Source organism: Luteolibacter sp. LG18 (assembly GCF_036322585.1).
GTDB lineage: Bacteria > Verrucomicrobiota > Verrucomicrobiia > Verrucomicrobiales > Akkermansiaceae > Luteolibacter.
Map to the genome: position 1 here is coordinate 5,717,889 of NZ_AP024600.1, position 16,959 is coordinate 5,734,847.

The 16,959-nt window shown below is 63.4% G+C and carries 9 protein-coding genes; 5 read left to right on the forward strand and 4 right to left on the reverse strand.

The genetic code is table 11. The features are described from left to right. Positions 1-29: 29 nt before the first annotated feature. Both dtd and llg_RS22705 read left to right on the forward strand, forming a co-directional pair. A complete protein-coding gene (gene dtd, locus llg_RS22700) occupies positions 30-482 on the forward strand; it encodes a D-aminoacyl-tRNA deacylase (protein ID WP_338287372.1) in 453 nt (150 codons plus the stop codon). A gap of 136 nt (positions 483-618) precedes the next feature. After that, positions 619-5,013: a GDSL-type esterase/lipase family protein gene (locus llg_RS22705; protein ID WP_338287373.1), complete on the forward strand. Its 4,395-nt coding sequence runs from the start codon at positions 619-621 to the stop codon at positions 5,011-5,013. A 371-nt stretch (positions 5,014-5,384) separates the two neighbouring features. Here llg_RS22705 and llg_RS22710 read toward each other — a convergent pair whose 3' ends face one another. The 3 genes from llg_RS22710 to llg_RS22720 all read right to left on the reverse strand — a co-directional run bounded on the left by llg_RS22710 (position 5,385) and on the right by llg_RS22720 (position 10,757). Beyond that, positions 5,385-6,839 (reverse strand): sulfatase-like hydrolase/transferase, encoded by a 1,455-nt coding sequence (locus tag llg_RS22710; protein ID WP_338287374.1) that lies wholly within the window; start codon positions 6,837-6,839, stop codon positions 5,385-5,387. A 117-nt stretch (positions 6,840-6,956) separates the two neighbouring features. Beyond that, positions 6,957-8,024: a DUF4332 domain-containing protein gene (locus llg_RS22715; RefSeq protein WP_338287375.1), complete on the reverse strand. Its 1,068-nt coding sequence runs from the start codon at positions 8,022-8,024 to the stop codon at positions 6,957-6,959. 51 nt (positions 8,025-8,075) lie between these two features. After that, positions 8,076-10,757 carry a valine--tRNA ligase gene (locus llg_RS22720; RefSeq protein ID WP_338287376.1) on the reverse strand — a complete coding sequence of 894 codons (2,682 nt, stop codon included), beginning with the start codon at positions 10,755-10,757 and terminating at the stop codon, positions 8,076-8,078. Positions 10,758-10,902: 145 nt separating this feature from the next. Here llg_RS22720 and llg_RS22725 point away from each other — a divergent pair, with 145 nt between their 5' ends. From llg_RS22725 to llg_RS22735, 3 genes are all read left to right on the forward strand, one after another. Then, positions 10,903-11,199 carry a hypothetical protein gene (locus tag llg_RS22725; protein WP_338287377.1) on the forward strand — a complete coding sequence of 99 codons (297 nt, stop codon included), beginning with the start codon at positions 10,903-10,905 and terminating at the stop codon, positions 11,197-11,199. 11 nt (positions 11,200-11,210) lie between these two features. Continuing rightward, on the forward strand, positions 11,211-11,954 hold the full coding sequence (locus tag llg_RS22730) for a basic secretory protein-like protein (protein ID WP_338287378.1): 744 nt from the start codon (positions 11,211-11,213) through the stop codon (positions 11,952-11,954). Positions 11,955-12,164: 210 nt separating this feature from the next. Next, positions 12,165-12,518 (forward strand): DUF4259 domain-containing protein, encoded by a 354-nt coding sequence (locus llg_RS22735; protein ID WP_338287379.1) that lies wholly within the window; start codon positions 12,165-12,167, stop codon positions 12,516-12,518. Positions 12,519-12,595: 77 nt separating this feature from the next. Here llg_RS22735 and llg_RS22740 read toward each other — a convergent pair whose 3' ends face one another. Next, a complete protein-coding gene (locus llg_RS22740; protein WP_338287380.1) occupies positions 12,596-16,936 on the reverse strand; it encodes a glycoside hydrolase family 2 TIM barrel-domain containing protein in 4,341 nt (1,446 codons plus the stop codon). Between the last annotated feature and the right edge of the window lie 23 nt (positions 16,937-16,959).

Sequence of the window (16,959 nt, forward strand, 5' to 3'; positions counted from 1 at the left end):
TCGATCCGGATGGGAGCAGCCTAACGGCCATGCGCGCCGTCGTCCAACGTGTCCTCGAAGCCTCCGTCCGCGTGGACGGCCACCTGGTGTCCCATTGCGGTCCCGGCCTGCTGGTGCTGCTGGGCATTGAGGACGGCGATGGCGAGGAGGATGCCGCGTGGCTGGCGGCGAAGATCACGGCGATGCGGATTTTCGGCGATGACGAGGGCAAGATGAACCGCTCGGTGATCGATTGCTCGGGCAACGTGATCGTCGTCAGCCAGTTCACGCTCCACGCCTCGACGAAGAAGGGCAACCGCCCGTCCTTCATCCGCGCGGCGCGGCCGGAGGTTTCCGAACCGCTTTACGAACGGTTCTGCGCGATGATGGAAGGCCACCTCGGCAAGCCGGTGGGACGTGGGATCTTCGGTGCGGACATGAAGGTGGCCTTGGTCAACGACGGGCCGGTCACCATCGTGATGGACAGCCGGGCGAAGGAATAATTCGGTCAAAATCGGGTCAAATCACAGATTTTCCCGCACAACTGCAAGAATCGGCAGCCCGCGTTCGGTATTTCCGGAAGCTTCCGGAGAGTCTGTTTCGTTTGTTGTGTTCTCCGGAGGCCCATTTTCTCCGGCCATGATTTCCCGCTACCATTCCCTCTTCGGCATCGCCCTTGCCCCGTCCATCTGCCAAGTGGCGACGGCGCAGGAATCCCCGCTCCAACTCCAGAAAGGCGATCACATCGCCATCGTCGGCAGCGGTCTGGCGGATCGCCAACAACACCAGGCCTGGCTGGAGGCCCTGATCCAGCGCGCTTACCCGGATCTGGATCTCACGATCCGGAACCTCGGTTTCAGCGGAGACGAGATCAACGTGCATCCGCGCTCCGAGGACGTGCCGCCCACAAGCTATTTCCTTTCCATGAAGAAGGGCGACTTCACGCCGCCCGACAACACCAAGGTGACCTACAAGGCCGGCACCGATTTCGGAGCGGACGTGATCATCGCTTACTGGGGGTTCAATGAGTCCTTCGACGGCGAGACTGGGCTACCGAAGTTTAAGGCGAACCTGGCAGCCTACCTGAAGGCCCAGCTTTCCGCCAACTACAATGGCAAGGGCACCTGCCGCCTGGTGCTGGTCTCGCCGATCGCGCAGGAGCCGCGGCCCGGCACCGACCCGGCGCAGAACAACCGCAACCTGGTGCTCTACACCGGTGCCATGGCGGAGGTGGCGAAGGCCAACAACGTCCCCTTCGTGAACCTTTACGACGCCTCCCGCGAACTCTACGCGAAGGCCAAGTCCCCGCTCACGCTCAACGGCATCCATCTCACCGACGAGGGCGACAAACTGCTCGCCCCGATCCAGTTCAAGGCGCTGTTCGGCCGTGATCCCGGATCGCTGGACGATCCGAAGCTGGCCCGGATCCGCGAGGCGGTGCTCGACAAGAACGAGCAGTGGCACCACCGCTACCGCACCGTGGATCAATACAACATCTACGGTGGTCGCTCGCTGATCTCCTACGAGGGCGTCACCAATGCGAAGATCCTGAACCAGGAAATGGCGCAGCGCGACGTGAAGACCGCCAACCGCGACCAGCGGGTGTGGGCGGTGGCGAAGGGCGGCGACCTGGTGGTGAAGGACGACAACCTGCCGCCGGTGGAAGCCACTCCTCCGAACCGCAAGGAGCCGGTCCCCTACACCGATCCGGAGGAAGCCATCAAGCACCTCAAGCTCCCGGCGGGCTGCAAGGTGGAACTGGTCGCCTCCGAAAAGACCTTCCCCGAACTCGTCAACCCGGTGCAGATGGCCTTCGACACCAAGGGCCGCCTGTGGATCTCCGCTTGGAAGAACTACCCGGAAACCAGTCCGACGACGAAAGACTTCGACAAGCTGCTGGTGATCGACCTCGATCCGAAGACTGGCAAGGCCGCCAAGGTGACCACCTTCGCGGACGGCCTGAACTGCCCGACCGGATTCCAGTTCTACAAGGACGGCGTGCTGGTCATGCAATCGCCGGACCTCTGGTACATCCGCGACACGGACGGCGACGGCAAGGCGGACACGCGGGAGCGCGTGCTCACCGGCCTCGATGCCGCGGACTCCCACCATGAGACGAACTCGATGTGCCTTGAGCCGGGAGGAGCCGTTTACCTCAGCGATGGCGTGTTCCACCGCACCAACGTGGAAACGCGCGACGGCGTGGTTCGCAACCAGAACGGCTGCATCTACCGCTACGAACCCGGCACCGGGAAATTCATCCGCCACGCCGCCTACGGATTCGCGAATCCCCACGGCCGCGTGTTCGATTACTGGGGCAACGACCTGATCACCGACGCCACCGGCAATGTGAACTACTTCGGACCGGCGATGAGCGGCTTCCTCAGCGAAGGAGCCCATCCCCAGATGCAGCCGTTCTGGGATCGCCCGTCCCGCCCCTGCCCCGGCACCGCCATCCTGAGCAGCCGCCATTTCCCGGATGACTGGCAGGGCCTGTTCCTGAACACGAACGTGATCAGCATCCAGGGCATCTTCCGCGCGAAGCTCACCGAGGAAGGTTCCGGCATCAAGGGCGAGACCATCGAGAACCTCGTCTCCACCGACATCCAGCAGAACCCCAATTTCCGCCCCTCCGGCATCACCGTGGCACCGGATGGCTCGCTCTACTTCATGGACTGGTCGCAGATGCTCATCGGCCATCTCCAGCACCATCTCCGCGATCCGAACCGCGACCACCAGCACGGCCGCCTCTACCGGATCACCTACGAGGGCCGTCCGCTGCTGGTACCGAAGAAGATCGACGGCCAGCCCGTCGCCGCGCTGCTCGACCTGCTGAAGGAGCCGGAGAACGACGTCCGCCTCCGAGCGAAAATCGAACTCGGCAAACATGACCCGCAGGAAGTCATCGCCGGCGTGAAGCACTGGATCGAAACCCTCGATGAAAAGGACCCGGCCTACGAGCACCACCTGCTGGAAGCCCTGTGGGTCCACCAGTGGCACGACACCGTGGACACCGGCCTGCTCAAACGCATCCTTGCCTCGAAGGAACCCCGTGCCCGCGCCCAAGGCATCCGCGTGCTCGGCTACTGGCGCGACCGTGTGCCGGACGCACTCGCGCTGCTCAAGAAGGCCGCCGCGGACGAAGCCCCGCGCGTGCGGTTGGAAGCGGTGCGTGTCGCCAGTTTCTTCCGTGAATGGGAAGCCGCGGACATCGCCCTCCTCGCGCTCAAGCAGCCGACCGATTACTACCTCGACTACTGCCTGAAGGAAACCATGCGCCAGCTCGCGCCGTGGTGGAAACAAGCGATCATGGATGGCAAGACCGTGGCCGCGGGCAATCCGGAAGGAGCCGAATACATCGTCGGCTCCCTGAACGGAGCCGAACTCGCCAAGCTGCCCAAGTCCCCCTTCACGCTCACCGCGATGCTGACGCGTCCGGAGATCTCCGCCGACCAGCGGAAGACCGCCCTGGCGGATCTCGCGAAGCTGAAGAACCAGCCACCGGTGAAGGTGCTGTTCGAAATCCTCGCTCCGATGGCCAAGACCGGCGGCAAGGCCGCGGATGAGCTGGCCAAGCTGCTCCTTTCCGAATCTCCCGCCGACCTGAAATCGGTGCGGGCAGAGCTGGACGACCTCGCAGGCGCGGGAGCCGAGGAAACGCTGCGCCGTTTCGCGATCGCCGCCCTGATCCAAGTCGATGGTTCGATCGAACCCCGTTGGAATATGGCCGCGAGGTCCTCGACGGATCTGGTGGATTTCCTCGAATCCCTGCAACTGCTGCCCGATGCCACCCTGCGGGCTTCCGCCTTCGACAAGGTGATGCCGCTGCTCGGCACGCTGCCGCCCGCCATCAAAACCTCGCTGGCCACAAACGGTTCCGGTGCGGCGCGCTACGTCCGCATTGAACTGCCGAAGGGCACGCTCACCCTGGCCGAGGTGCAGGTGTTCTCCGGCGACAAGAACATCGCGGGCACCGGCACCGCCACCCAATCGACCACGGCCTTCGGCGGCACCGCCGACAAGGCGATCGACGGCAACACCAACGGCGTGTTCGAGTCCGGCACCCAGACCCACACCGAGGAGAACTCGAAGCGCCCATGGTGGGAACTCGACCTGAAAACCCCGCAGGCGATCTCCGCCATCACGGTCTGGAACCGGACGGGCTATGAGGACCGCCTCGACAAGTTCACCCTCACCGTCCTCGATTCGAAGCACCAACCGCTGTTCCGGAAGGCCTCCATCGCCGCGCCGAAGCCGTCGGTCCGCATCCCGGTGCCGCTGGATCCGGCCGGCTCGATCCGCGAGTCCGCCATCGAAACCCTGGTGGCGATGAAGAAGGAGCCGGGCCTGGTCTTCAACGGCCTCGCCGACATGATCGCCCGCGGCGAGGAGATCCCGCTGGCTTTGAAAGGGATCAGCCGCCTGCCGCACAACGCGTGGTCCGGCGACAAGGCTGCCAAGGTGCTGGACGCGGTGACCGACTGGGCAGGCCATACCGCGGAGGCCGATCGAGCCACACCGGAATTCGTCGCCGCGCTCAAGGTCGCCCGTGACCTCACCGGACTGCTGCCCGCGGCGGAAGCCACGAAAGCCGGTTCACGTCTCGATGGCCTGACCATCCGCACCCTGGTGGTGAAGACGGTGCCGGAGCAACTTCGTTTCGATACCACGAAGCTGGTGGTGGCAGCGGCCAAACCGGTGTCCCTCACCTTCGAGAACCCGGATGCGATGCCGCACAACATCGTGTTCGTGAAACCGGGCACCTTCAAGGAGGTGGCGGAAGCCGTCCAGGCCCAGCCGCCCGGCAAACTCGATTCCCAGGGCCGGGCCTACGTGCCGGACAAGGATCCGCGCATTCTCGCCGCGACCAAGCTGCTCGAAGCCGGAAAGAAAGAGACGATCCAATTCACGGCCCCCGCCGAGGAAGGCACCTACGAGTTCGTCTGCACCTTCCCGGGCCACTGGGCCGTGATGCACGGCCAGTTGATCGTGACGAAGGATGTGGAGGCCTACCTCAAGGCGAACCCGAAGTAAGGAATCTCCAGACAACTCAATCTTCTCTTCAAGCCCGGACGTCTTCCGATGTCCGGGCTTTCCATTGCTCCGATTCCCAGTTGGCTCTGCCCTCTGGAACTATTCCGCCACGGAGTGGCATCCGATTGTAGCCGTCGGTTTCAACCGACGGAAAGGTGATCGTGAATGATGGAGTCGCGGAGCGACGATTGATGTGCCGGACGACATGATTCAGGCCAACATGGTGATGACATCCCGCCCTTTCCATCATCGCTCCGCGACTCCGAATCCATTACGACATCTCCCGTGGGTTGAAACCCACGGCTACGATCATGACGTCGCTCCGCGACTGGAAAATTTCAATGATCAACGGACGCTTGTGACTGGAAGCGTTACTTTTCTTCTTCCTGAGTATGATTCTCCGGTTTGGGCTTGGCGTGGGGATTCGACGTCTTCGCCAATGGCGTGCCGAAGCCGATGTCAGTCCAAAACTCGCCGTCTTCATCGCCGTAGCGATCACGCTCCACGATCATGCGCTCGCGCAGCGTCTTCAGGCGGTCCACCTGCGCGGGGTCGGCGGATAGATCCTTTTCCTCGGTCCGGTCCTCCGTGAGGTGGAAGAGCTGGGTGTGGCGCTCGCCCTTCACATGATACTCGATGAGCTTCCAGCCATCGACCACCACCGCGCGCATCAGGCTGGTGTAGCCGTGGTAGGTGGCATCCCGGCCTTGCGTGGCCTTGCCTTCGAGGATCGGACGGAGCGAACCACCCTCCGCTTGGGCGGGAGCCATGGCCCCTGCGTAGTCGGCGATGGTGCGGTAGAGCTCGTAGTTGTAGACGGCACTGTCGGTGCGTTTTCCAGCAGCGACACCCGGGCCGCTGATGACGAAGGGGATCTTCAGCGTGTGCTCATAGACGTTCTGCTTGCCGAGCAGTCCGTGGCTGCCGCGGGCGAGGCCGTGGTCGCTGGTGAAAATGACCACCGTGTTCTGATCCAGGCCGCGGGCCTTGAGGTGGTCCAGCAGCTTGCCGACCCAGTGGTCGAGGTGGCTGATCATGCCATCGTAGGTGGCGTTCTGATCGGCCAGCGCCGCGGGATCGAGCGGGCGGGGCAGCAGCACCTCGTCGCGGATCTTCAGCACTCCGGGATCGAAGGCGTGGACAGGACGGAATGCGGGCGGCGAAGGCACCGTCGACTTGCCGGAGGCATCGCGATACCGGGCCTCGTATTCCTTGTCCGCGGTGTAGGGATCATGCGGCGCGTTGAAGCCGACGTAGAGGAAAAACGGCTTCTTGTCCTCGTAGCGGGTGAGGAAATCGAACGCCGTGGAGCCGATGAGATCGGAGGAGAGACGCGGCGGCACATTCGCGCCCTTCGAAACCTTCCCATCGTGGATCGCCAGAGTCGGGAAGGCGCTGTCATGCCCCTTCGGCAGGAATCCCGGCGTGATGTTGTCCGCGGCGGTGAAGGAGCGCTTCAGCGATTCGTTGCCATTGTGCCACTTCCCCGTGCCGTAGGTGTGGTAGCCGGCTTTCTGAAGCAGCTCCCCGAGGGTGACGCGACCCTGGAGGTTGTCGTCGTAGTGCCAGAGCGATTGTCCGGACTGGAGCATCGAGCGGCTCGCGACACAGACGGCGGCGTTGTAGGATCCTTGGTTCCGCGCGTTGGTGAAGGCCATCCCATTGGCGACGAGACGGTCGAGCCCCGGGGTCTTGACCGTCGGATTGCCGAGAGCACCGATCGCATCGGGCCGCTGGTCGTCGGACTCGATCAGGATGATGTTCGGGCGCTCCGCATGGAGGGCCGAAGCCAGAAACAACAGGCAGAGGGAAACACGCTTCAACATCGGAACAAAAAAAGAACCAAGGGAACGCAAACCGCGACCCGGATCTCTCAAAACAATCCAGAAATTGCCAGCAATTTCCCAACCACTCCGGGACGGAGCGCGTCGTCGATCGAAGAACTACTCCTTCAACCGGACCGGGGTGCCGCAGTAGGTGCAGCGGAACCAGCGGAAGAACAGCATGTGGAGCGCGGTGGGAATGATGTAGCCGATCCACTTCACGTGGTGTGCCTTGGCGTTCTTACGGCAGTTCTTCGGCACAAACAGGCGCTGGCCGCAGATGCGGCACTTGCCAGCTCCCACGCCCCAGATCAGATAGGCCAATCCGGTGACCGGCAGGGCGATCGGGAAAGCGAGGAACCACTTCGGCACCCAGCCGAACTGCTCCGGCTGCATATCGCTGAGCAACAGCAACCCCGCGGCGACGATGGCCAGCGGCAGCACCACCATCATCACCAAGGTCACGACCGCCCCGAACATCACCTGGAGCGGGTGGGTGTGGAGCACGCCACGGATGAAGAAACGCGACTCCGGATTACGCCCGCGGTTGGTGCTTTCACGGGGCGCGCGGATCAGTGCCACTCGGTCGTTGCCAGAGTCCGAAGAAGAGGTGCCGGGCTTCAAAGCGACCGGCGTCATGTCCGCGATGGTCCGGATGCGGGAAGCATCGATCTCGCGCTTCGGAGCGGGAGCATCCCCCACCTGCACGGAGCCACCGGCGGGCAGCTTCACCGGCTTGGAAGAGGCGGTTTCGGTGACCCGGACGTCCAGATCCCCCACCACGCGGCTGAGAAGCACGGCTGGAGGGATGTCGGAAACGGCCAGCTCGTTCTCGATGAGCAGGCGCGGTGGCAGCGGCTGGGCGGAAGGCGACCGGGCCAGCATGGCTGCCACTTCGGGATTCTCTTCGTAGTTCACCGCCACCAACGGCTGGGCGCCCTCGTCTTCCTCGTCGGAACCCGGAGCGGCAATCCCCGTGCGGTCCCGCGCGGCGGAAAGCCATTTCTCCACTTCGGCGCGACGCGGAGCCCGCTTGGCGATCTTCAGGACCGAATTCGCCCGCTCAAGCTCCGCCACCAACTGGTCCAGCCCGGCTTTCGCCAAGGAATTTTCATCGAGGAATCCCGCGGCTTCGAGCAGCTCGACCGAGGATTTACCGATGCCGGGGATGGTTTCGAGTTTCGACATGTAGCAACTGCGCGCCGCCACACTGACAGTCTGGCGGCGCGTGACAAGCGATCAGGCGAGTGCGGCGAGCATCTCCTGGAGCTGAGCGAGCTTCGTTTTCCAATCGGCGAGGCGGGCCTTCTCTTGTTCAACGACTTCCGGCGGCGCGCGATCGACGAAGCTGGCGTTGCCAAGTTTGCCTTCGCTTTTTGCAACCTCCTTGGTGGTCGATTCGATCTCCTTGGAAATACGCAGGCGCTCGGACTCGACATCGATCAGCCCTTCCAGCGGAAGATAGATCTCCCCGACCGGAGTCAGGGCAACCGGCGTGCCTTTCGGTGCCTCGTAGGCGGCATCGATCCGGACTTCCTTCGAGCCGGCCAGCAGCGCGAGGATGTCGGTTTCCTCGCCCAGCCAATCGACGGACGGCTTCACCACGAAGGTCACGTCCTTGCGGGACGCGAGCTTGTATTCGGCCTTCAGGTTGCGGAGGCGACCGGCGGCTTCATACACCGCACCGGCGACGCCCTTGGCATTGTCGATGCCTTCCTGCTCCAGACCTTCCAGCAGCGGCTCGTCCGGCAGCTCCTTTTGCATCAGGAACTCCCCTTCCTCCACGAAGCCCATCCGGAGCGACAGCTCCTCGGTGACGTGGGGCATGTAGGGGTGGAGTAGCTGGAGGTAGCGGCTCATCACGGCATCGAAGGTCGCGAGCGTGGCATTACGCGCATCCGCGGTGGCGGTCTCGCGCAGGTCGCCCTTCACGGCTTCGAGGAACTTGTCGCAGAACTCGTTCCAGAGGAATTCGTAGAGAAGCTGGGCTACTTCACCGAAACGGTATTCGCCGTAGGCGCGCTCCAGATCGACGGTCAGCTCATCGAGCTTCGCCATGATGTCGACGTGGTGCGGGCGCAGCTCCAGCTCCTCCCACTCGCTGTCGTCCCCGGCCATCTGGCGGAAACGGCAGGCGTTGTAGAGCTTGTTGGCGAAATTGCGGCCTTCCTCGACGTGGGCTTCATCGAAACGGATGTCGCTGCCGACCGGCGCGATGCGCAGCAGGCCGAAGCGCAGCCCGTCCGCGCCATACTTCTCCATCATTTCGATGGGATCGGGCGAATTCCCCTTGGACTTCGACATCTTCTCGCCCTTGAGATCGCGGATGATCGCGGTGAAATAGACGTTCTTGAACGGCAGCTCGCCGGTGAAGCGGAAGCCCGCCATGATCATGCGCGCCACCCAGAAGAAGATGATGTCCGGACCGGTGACGAGGTCGTCGGTCGGGTAGAACTTCTTCAAGGTCGGCGTCTGCTCGCCCACGTCCGCCATGGTGGCGAACGGCCACAGCCAGGACGAGAACCAGGTGTCCATCACGTCCTCGTCGCGCACCCAGTTTTCCGCGTCGGCGGGGGAGTCCACGCCGACGTGGATGTCACCAGCCTGGAAGTCCGCCATGTCGAGCGCCTCGGCACCCTTGAGCGCTTCGAGCTTGTCCTTGCGGTACCACACCGGGATCTGGTGGCCCCACCAGAGCTGGCGGCTGATGCACCAGTCCTGGAGGTTCTCCATCCAGTGGGCATAGGTCTTCGCCCAGCGCTCGGGACGGAACTTGATGTCACCGTTGGCCACGGCGTCCGCGGCTTCCTTCACGCAGGGATACTTGAGGAACCACTGCATCGAAATGCGCGGCTCGATCGGCACGCCCGCGCGCTCGGAGAAGCCGACGTTGTTCTCATACTCCTCCACCTTGATGAGGAGGCCGAGTTCCTCCAGCTTCGCCGCGGCCTTCTTGCGGGCCACGAAGCGGTCGAGACCGTGGAGATCCGGCACCTCGGGGCAGTTGATGTGCGCCTCGGGCGTGAGCACGTCGATGATTGGCAGATTGTGGCGCAGGCCGATCTCGAAGTCCGCCTTGTCATGGGCCGGAGTGATCTTGAGCGCGCCGGTGCCGAACTCGATGTCCACGTGATCGTCCGCGATCACCGGAATCTCCGCATGCGGGAACGGGCGGAACACCTTGCGACCGATGTATTTCGCGAAACGCTCGTCCTTCGGGTTCACGGCCACGGCCACGTCACCCATCAGGGTTTCCGGACGGGTGGTGGAAATTTCCAGGAACTCGCCGGGAGCGTCCGCCAGCTCGTACTTCATGAAGTAGAGCTTCGAGCGCTGCGGAGTCATGATCACCTCCTCGTCGGAGAGGGCGGTGAGCGACACCGGGCACCAGTTCACGATGCGCTTGCCGCGGTAGATCAGGCCTTCCTTGAAAAGCTCCACGAACACATGGCTCACCCACTTCGTGTAGGACTCGTCCATGGTGAAGCGCTCGCGGCTCCAATCGCAGGAGCAGCCCAAGCGCTTCAACTGTTTGATGATGATGCCGCCGTACTGGTCCTTCCAGTCCCAGACGCGCTCGAGGAACTTGTCGCGGCCGAGGTCGCGGCGACCCACGCCTTCGTTCTTCTTCAGCTCGCGTTCCACCTTCGATTGGGTGGCGATACCGGCGTGATCGGTGCCGGGCAGCCAGAGGACTTCCTTGCCCTGCTGGCGAGCGCGGCGGGCCAGCACGTCCTGGAGCGTGTTGTTCAGGACGTGGCCGAGATGGAGGATGCCGGTGACGTTCGGCGGCGGGATGACAATGGAATAGCCCTCCTTCTCGGAGGAAGGATCGGCTTCAAAGCACTTCCCGTCGATCCAAGCGGCGTACCACTTTTCTTCGACCGCTTGGGGTTCATAGGCTTTCGACAACTCGGACATGGCGGCGGAGGGATGCCAGAGGGGCGGGCGTTTGTCCAGCGGAGGAAAGGAAACCCGTCGATGGCGGCCCACGGCCTCAATTGGCGGCGGCGTGAAATGACCCGATCCCCGCCGCCGTATGGGAAGGCTTGCCCCGCCAAGGCCGATGACCGACCCATCCGAACCCCAACTGGCCCCCCTGCCCGTACCCCGGAAACGCCCGCGGTTCCCGCTGGGGCGGGCCTGCGCACTGAGCTCCCTCCCGGGAGTGGCCGCGGTGGGGGTGGTGCTGTGGATGGCCTTCCACCACCACGCCCATTTCCGGATTCCCCTGATCCGGGGGCTGGAGGACTGGATCTACTGGCCGCTCGCCGGCCTGTTCTGGTTCGTGGTGGCCTCCGGCATCCCGCTGCTCGCGTCGTTCGTGCTGTGGGTGGCATCCCATCTCACCCCCCAACCTTGATTCATCGCATTATGACCCAGAAACACATCGCACTCGTCCCGCTGCTGGCTTGCCTGGCGGCCGGTTCCCTCCACGCGGAAACCCCGGCTCCGGCCGCGGACAAACCCGCCCCGCAGGTCGTTCAGGCCGGCTCCTACACCTACACCTTCGATCCCGGCACTGCCCCCGACCTGAAGGGCTGGCTGGAAACCGAGCTCACCCCGGTGGTGAAGGAGTGGTATCCGAAAATCGTGGCACTGCTTCCCAGCGAAGGCTTCACCCCGTCCTCCACCGTGACCTTCCGGTTCCAGGACGACATGAAGGGGGTCCCGGCTTGGGCCGCCGGGACCACGATCTCGCTGAATGCCGGATGGTTCCGCAACAACCTCAAGGGCGAGGCCCGCGGCTGCGTGGTGCACGAGATGGTCCACGTGGTGCAGCGTTACGGCCGCGGCAAGAACCCGACGCCCGGATGGATCACCGAGGGCATCCCGGACTACATCCGCTGGTTCCTCTACGAACCGCAGACCAAGGGCGCCGAACTCAACCGCGGCAACATCGCCAACGCGAAATACGACGCGAGCTACCGCGTCACCGCGAACTTCCTCGACTGGGTGGTGACCTCGAAGAACAAGGACTTCGTGGCGAAACTGAATGCCGCCGCACGCGCGGGGAACTACACCGACGAGATCTGGAAAGAACACGCCGGAGCCCCTCTCGAAGAGCTCGGAACGCAATGGAAGAAGGCCCGCGAGGAGAAGCTGGCTGGCAAATAAGCATCGTTTTTCGAAAACATCCGCGCCTCCGGGCGCGGGTGTTTTCCGGCGATCCCGCTGATTTTCAGCGCATCGCACAACCGCCCATCCAGCCGGGCAAATCGCGAATTCAAGAAGTTCGAGGTAAGGGCTGGACAGCCCGCGGCCCGATGGTTTTAGAAATCGCGCATGGGCGCATGGGGAACCGGCAGTTTTGAAAATGACGACGCGATGGACTGGATCTGGGATCTGGACGACGCGGACGACACGACGCTTTTGAAGGACATCTTCGAGGGATGCATCCAGTCGAAGGATTATCTTGAAGCCACCGATTGCTCGATCGTGATCGCCGCCGCCGATGTGGTGGCCGCGCTGCTCGGCAAACCGGTCGAGGAACTCCCCGATGGCGTCGCCGCCTACGTCGAGAAACTCGGTGCCACCGCTCCCGCCGATGTCGTCACCCTGGCCCAGAAGGCCGTGAAGAAGGTGACCAATGACTCCGAACTCAAGGAAGTCTGGGAAGAAAGCGGCAACGCCGACGAGTGGCTCAAGGACGTGGCCGGCCTCCAAGGCCGCCTCAAGTAAGCACGACCCTTAACTCCCGAATCGCAACGAAGCGGAGGCTCCATCGCCTCCGCTTTTTCTTTGGGTAGTTCGCCCGTTTACTTCGCCGGCACGAAATCGAACTCCGCGGCGGAGGCGAAGTCGCCGCCATCGTGAGCCCCGAGCGCGGTGAACTTCACGAAGCGCGCCGCGGCGGGTGCCGCGAAACGGATCTCGTGGAGCTTTTCATCGTCTGCCAGCTCTCCTTCGGCAGCCTTGTCCCATTTCTGGCCATCGGCGCTGGTTTGCACCGAGTAACCCTTGATGCGGCCATTGCGGCTGTCCTGCCGCGGTAGCACGGTCATGGCGGCAAGGTTGACCGGCTTGCCAAGATCAACGGTGATCTCATGCGGGTATTTCGCGAGGAAGAGTCCGTATTGGGTGTGCCAGAAGGTGTCGGGCTTGCCATCGATGAGGTTCTCCGCCTCGCCCTCGCCGGGCTGCTCGCTGCTGGCTTTGGAAATCGACCAGTCATCGCGGGCCTTCGGAGCTTCCATCGAGCGGAGCGCGATCACATCCAGTTCGGCGATGGAGGACCAGGAATTGCCGCGGATCTCGCTGAGCGCGACGAGCCGCACGAACCGCGTTTCACGAGGCTTCTCGAACATCACCCGCTCCAAAGCCGAACCGCCGGTGAACTTGCCCTTCGCCGCGGGAGCTCCCCATTCCGTGCCGTCCAGGCTGGCATAAACCTCGTAGTCACCAATGCGGCCGTTTTCACCGTCCTGGCGGGGCAGCACCGTCACGCCGGCCAGCTCCGCGTTCACTCCGAGATCGATGACCAATTCGTGCGGCAAGGGCGGAGTCGCGCCCTGCCATTGGGTGTGCCAATAGGTGTCCGGTTTGCCATCGATGGCATGGCTGGCCTCGCCCTCGCCCTTTTCCTGGCTATCGGCACGGACGAGTTTCCAGGTGTCACGCGGCAACACGAACGGGAACTCCCGCGAGGTGACCGCCGATCCCACGTAGCCCTCCAGAGCGGCGACCGCCTCGATCTTGCCCGCGGTCTTCAGCACGAAGGGCGCGCTCCAGTTCTTCCATTCGCCACCATTGATGCGGTAGCGGATCACCGCTTTCGCCGTGGCCGAAGTCAGCTCGATCAATCCGCGGCGGTTCCGTTCGATCACCACCGGCTCGGTCACCGGCACGGTCGGACGGGCCACCTCGACCGGGTTCTGACCCGCCTTGAGAGGGCGAAGGACAAAACCGAAGCTGTAGGGACCGGAGCGGATGATATCCCGCGGCATCGGCGGCGGACCGCAGCTCGCGCCACCCAAGCCGAGCACGTGGTCATCGAGATTCAAGAAGGTGCGTTTCGATTCGGGAAGATCCTGCGGATGGCGCGCGCCCATCAGTTCCATCGCACTCCACGACAAGGCGGAGGCGGACATGACGTCGTCGCGGGGGATGGCCACGAATCCGTTGCCCGCGTCATCGCTGAGCGCGCACCAGCGCACGTCCTCGTGGTTCGCCATGTCCATCGGCTTAGGATAGCGAACGAACAGGTCCTTCACCGCCTTGGAATAGAGGCCGATATCCGAGCCGGTCTTGCGGTCCGGGTAGTTCTCATCGCCACCGCGGCCATACCAGGTGAACTTGCCGAGTTCAGGCGATACCTCGAAACGCTGGCCGAGGCGCGGCACCACGATCACCGGCCCGACACCGCTGCCCGCGACATCGAGCGCCACGGTGCCATCTGGAAACACGGTCCACGCATAGACGCTCTCGAAATGGAAATCCCCCGCCCCGAGCGCGCGGCCGGTGACGAGCTTGTGGTAGCCGCTGTTCTGCTCCGGCACCTTGTCCGAGGTCACTCCCTGGGACTTCACCCGCGCGACGATGCGCACGGCCTCTTTCACCTCGGGATCGATCTTCACCTCGTCCGCCTTGTCGGCCAGGGTGTGGAGCCCGTTGTTGAACCACGCGTTGGCGGTCCACTTGTCATTGTCGGTGAAAGCCCGGAAGGCGTTGAACTTCGATCCACCGGCGAGCACTTCCTTGCCACCGTAGACCAGCGAGACAAGACCGCCCGATTTCGTGTCGAAGGCCGCGGTAAAACCCTCGCCGCTCACCACGATCCGGCCATCGGCCTCGGCGGTGGTGAGCTTCCCTTCCGCCTTCAGCACCGGCCGCGACGGCTTCGCCTGGGACGGGCTGGTGAACTGGCTGGCAGCCACCTCATAGCCCTTCTTCTGCCAGGCGGCATCCTCCTTCAGGTGGAAGGAGACCCGGAGCTGATAGTCCGCCCACGCCACCCGCTCGATCTTCTTGAAGGGAATCGTGACGCGGACCTTCTGCCTCGGTCCGGGATTGACCGACGTCAGCACGCCGCCATCGATCTCCTTGCCGTCCTCGCTGAGCGTCCAACGCGTTTCAAAGCCGGAGAGATCGCGGAAGAAGTGCTTGTTGAAAATCTCCACCTGTCCCGGGTCCCCGGCCACCGCGCTGGCGGTGATGTCCTGATACACCCGCTTCACCTCCCAGAACGCCGGCTTCGGATCGCGGTTCGCGAAGACCACGCCTTTCAGGATGAACAGGCCGTCGTTCGGCTTGTCGCCGAAATTGCCGCCGTAAGCCTCGATCTTCTTCACTCCAGGCTCGGGCTTGCCGCGTTCCAGATCCACCACCGCCTTGCCTTCAATCTCCTTCGCGTGGATCGCCTGGTCCTGCCACTCCCAGATGGAAGCGCCGATGATGTTGTCGCTCGACTCGATGGCCTCCCAGTAGTCCGCGAGGTTGCCCATCGCGTTGTTCATGGTGTGGGCGTATTCGCAGATGTAGAACGGCTTCTTGCGGTTCTTCTGCGCGGCCAGGCCCTGCACCCAATCGACGCCCGGATACATCGTGCTGTCGACGTCCACGATCGAGCTGTTCCGCTCGTAATGGTCGGGGCGCGAGGTGTCGATCGCCTTGAGCGCCTCGTGCGCGGCTTGGAAATTCTTGCCGGGACCAGCCTCGTTGCCTAGCGACCAGAACACCACCGAAGCGTGGTTCTTGTCGCGCTGTACCATGTTCACCACCCGCTGCACGTGGGCGGCCTTCCATTCGGGCGGGTGGGACAGCGATTGCTCGCCGTAGTAGTAGCCGTGCGACTCGATGTTCGCCTCGTCCATCAGGTAGATCCCGTAGGTGTCACAGAGCTCATACCAATACGGATCGTCCGGATAGTGGCAGGTGCGGACGTGATTGATGTTCGCCTCCTTCAGCCGGATGATGTCCTGCACCATCTGCTCGCGGGTGACCGCGTGGCCGGTGTCGGGATTCATCTCGTGGCGGTTGGTGCCCTTCAGCTTCACCGGCTTGCCATTGATGAGATAGATGCCGTTCTTGATCTCCACCTTGCGGAAGCCGGTGCGGAAGGACACCGCCTCGTCCGCGCCCTTCACCACCACGGTGTAGAGGTTCGGCGTCTCCGCGGTCCATTTCGCAGGATCGGAAACCTTCAAATCCAAGCTGACCACCTGCTCGGCTCCCGGAGCCAGTTCGCCAGCGGCCTCGGAATCCGCCGCCGCCACGCTCTTCCCCGCGGCATCGAACAGGGACACCGACAGGGCGGGCACCGGCTTCGCGGCATCGCCCAGATTGCGAACCGTGGTCTTCACCGAGAGGGTGCCGTCCTTGTAATCGCCATCCAGATCCGGCAGCGCGAACACATCGCGGACCTGCACCTTCGGCGTGGCCTGGAGGTAAACGCTGCGGAAAATCCCGCTGAGCCGCCACATGTCCTGGCACTCCAGATAACTGCCATCGGAATACCGGTAGACCTCCACGGCGATGATGTTCTCGCCCGGCTTCAGCTCCTTGGTGATGTTGAAGTCGGCGGGGCTGCGGCTGTCCTTGCTGAAGCCGACGTACTTGCCGTTGATCCAGAGGTAGAAGAACGAATCGGCCCCGTCGAAGTTCACGAACACCTCCTTGCCATCCCACTCCTTCGGCACGGTGAAGGTGCGGCGGTAACTGCCCACCGGGTTGCGGTCCTTGAAGGCGGGCCAGTCTTTCGGTGGCTCGCCCATCACCCGCGGCCAATCGCGTTTGAAAGTGTAGGACTGGTTCGAATAGATCGGCACGTCGTAGCCTTCGAGCTGCCAATTCGAAGGCACCCGGATGTCCTTCCACTTTGAGACGTCAAACTCGGGCTTGTGGAAATCGGCGGGGCGTTCCGAGGGGTTGCCCACCCAATTGAATTTCCACGGGCCGTCCAGCGATTGGAACCACGGCGACTTCTCGCGGGCCACGGCCTTCGCAGATTCCACATCCGGGAAGGCCATGAAGGTGGCGCGCGGCAGCTCCTTGTTCCGCGAGAGGTTCTGCTCCTGCTGCCACTCCTGCCCCGTGGGCGCGTCCTGGGCGAACGCGGCGGTCAGAAGGAGAAGGGGGAATGCAATCGAACCAAGTTTCACGCCCATGAATCTGCACCCGCCTT

Coding starts and splice junctions, on each gene's coding strand:
- dtd (WP_338287372.1), top strand. CDS start 30: ATGCGCGCCGTCGTCCAACGTGTCCTCGAAGCCTCCGTCCGCGTGGAC.
- llg_RS22705 (WP_338287373.1), top strand. CDS start 619: ATGATTTCCCGCTACCATTCCCTCTTCGGCATCGCCCTTGCCCCGTCC.
- llg_RS22710 (WP_338287374.1), bottom strand. CDS start 6,839: ATGTTGAAGCGTGTTTCCCTCTGCCTGTTGTTTCTGGCTTCGGCCCTC.
- llg_RS22715 (WP_338287375.1), bottom strand. CDS start 8,024: ATGTCGAAACTCGAAACCATCCCCGGCATCGGTAAATCCTCGGTCGAG.
- llg_RS22720 (WP_338287376.1), bottom strand. CDS start 10,757: ATGTCCGAGTTGTCGAAAGCCTATGAACCCCAAGCGGTCGAAGAAAAG.
- llg_RS22725 (WP_338287377.1), top strand. CDS start 10,903: ATGACCGACCCATCCGAACCCCAACTGGCCCCCCTGCCCGTACCCCGG.
- llg_RS22730 (WP_338287378.1), top strand. CDS start 11,211: ATGACCCAGAAACACATCGCACTCGTCCCGCTGCTGGCTTGCCTGGCG.
- llg_RS22735 (WP_338287379.1), top strand. CDS start 12,165: ATGGACTGGATCTGGGATCTGGACGACGCGGACGACACGACGCTTTTG.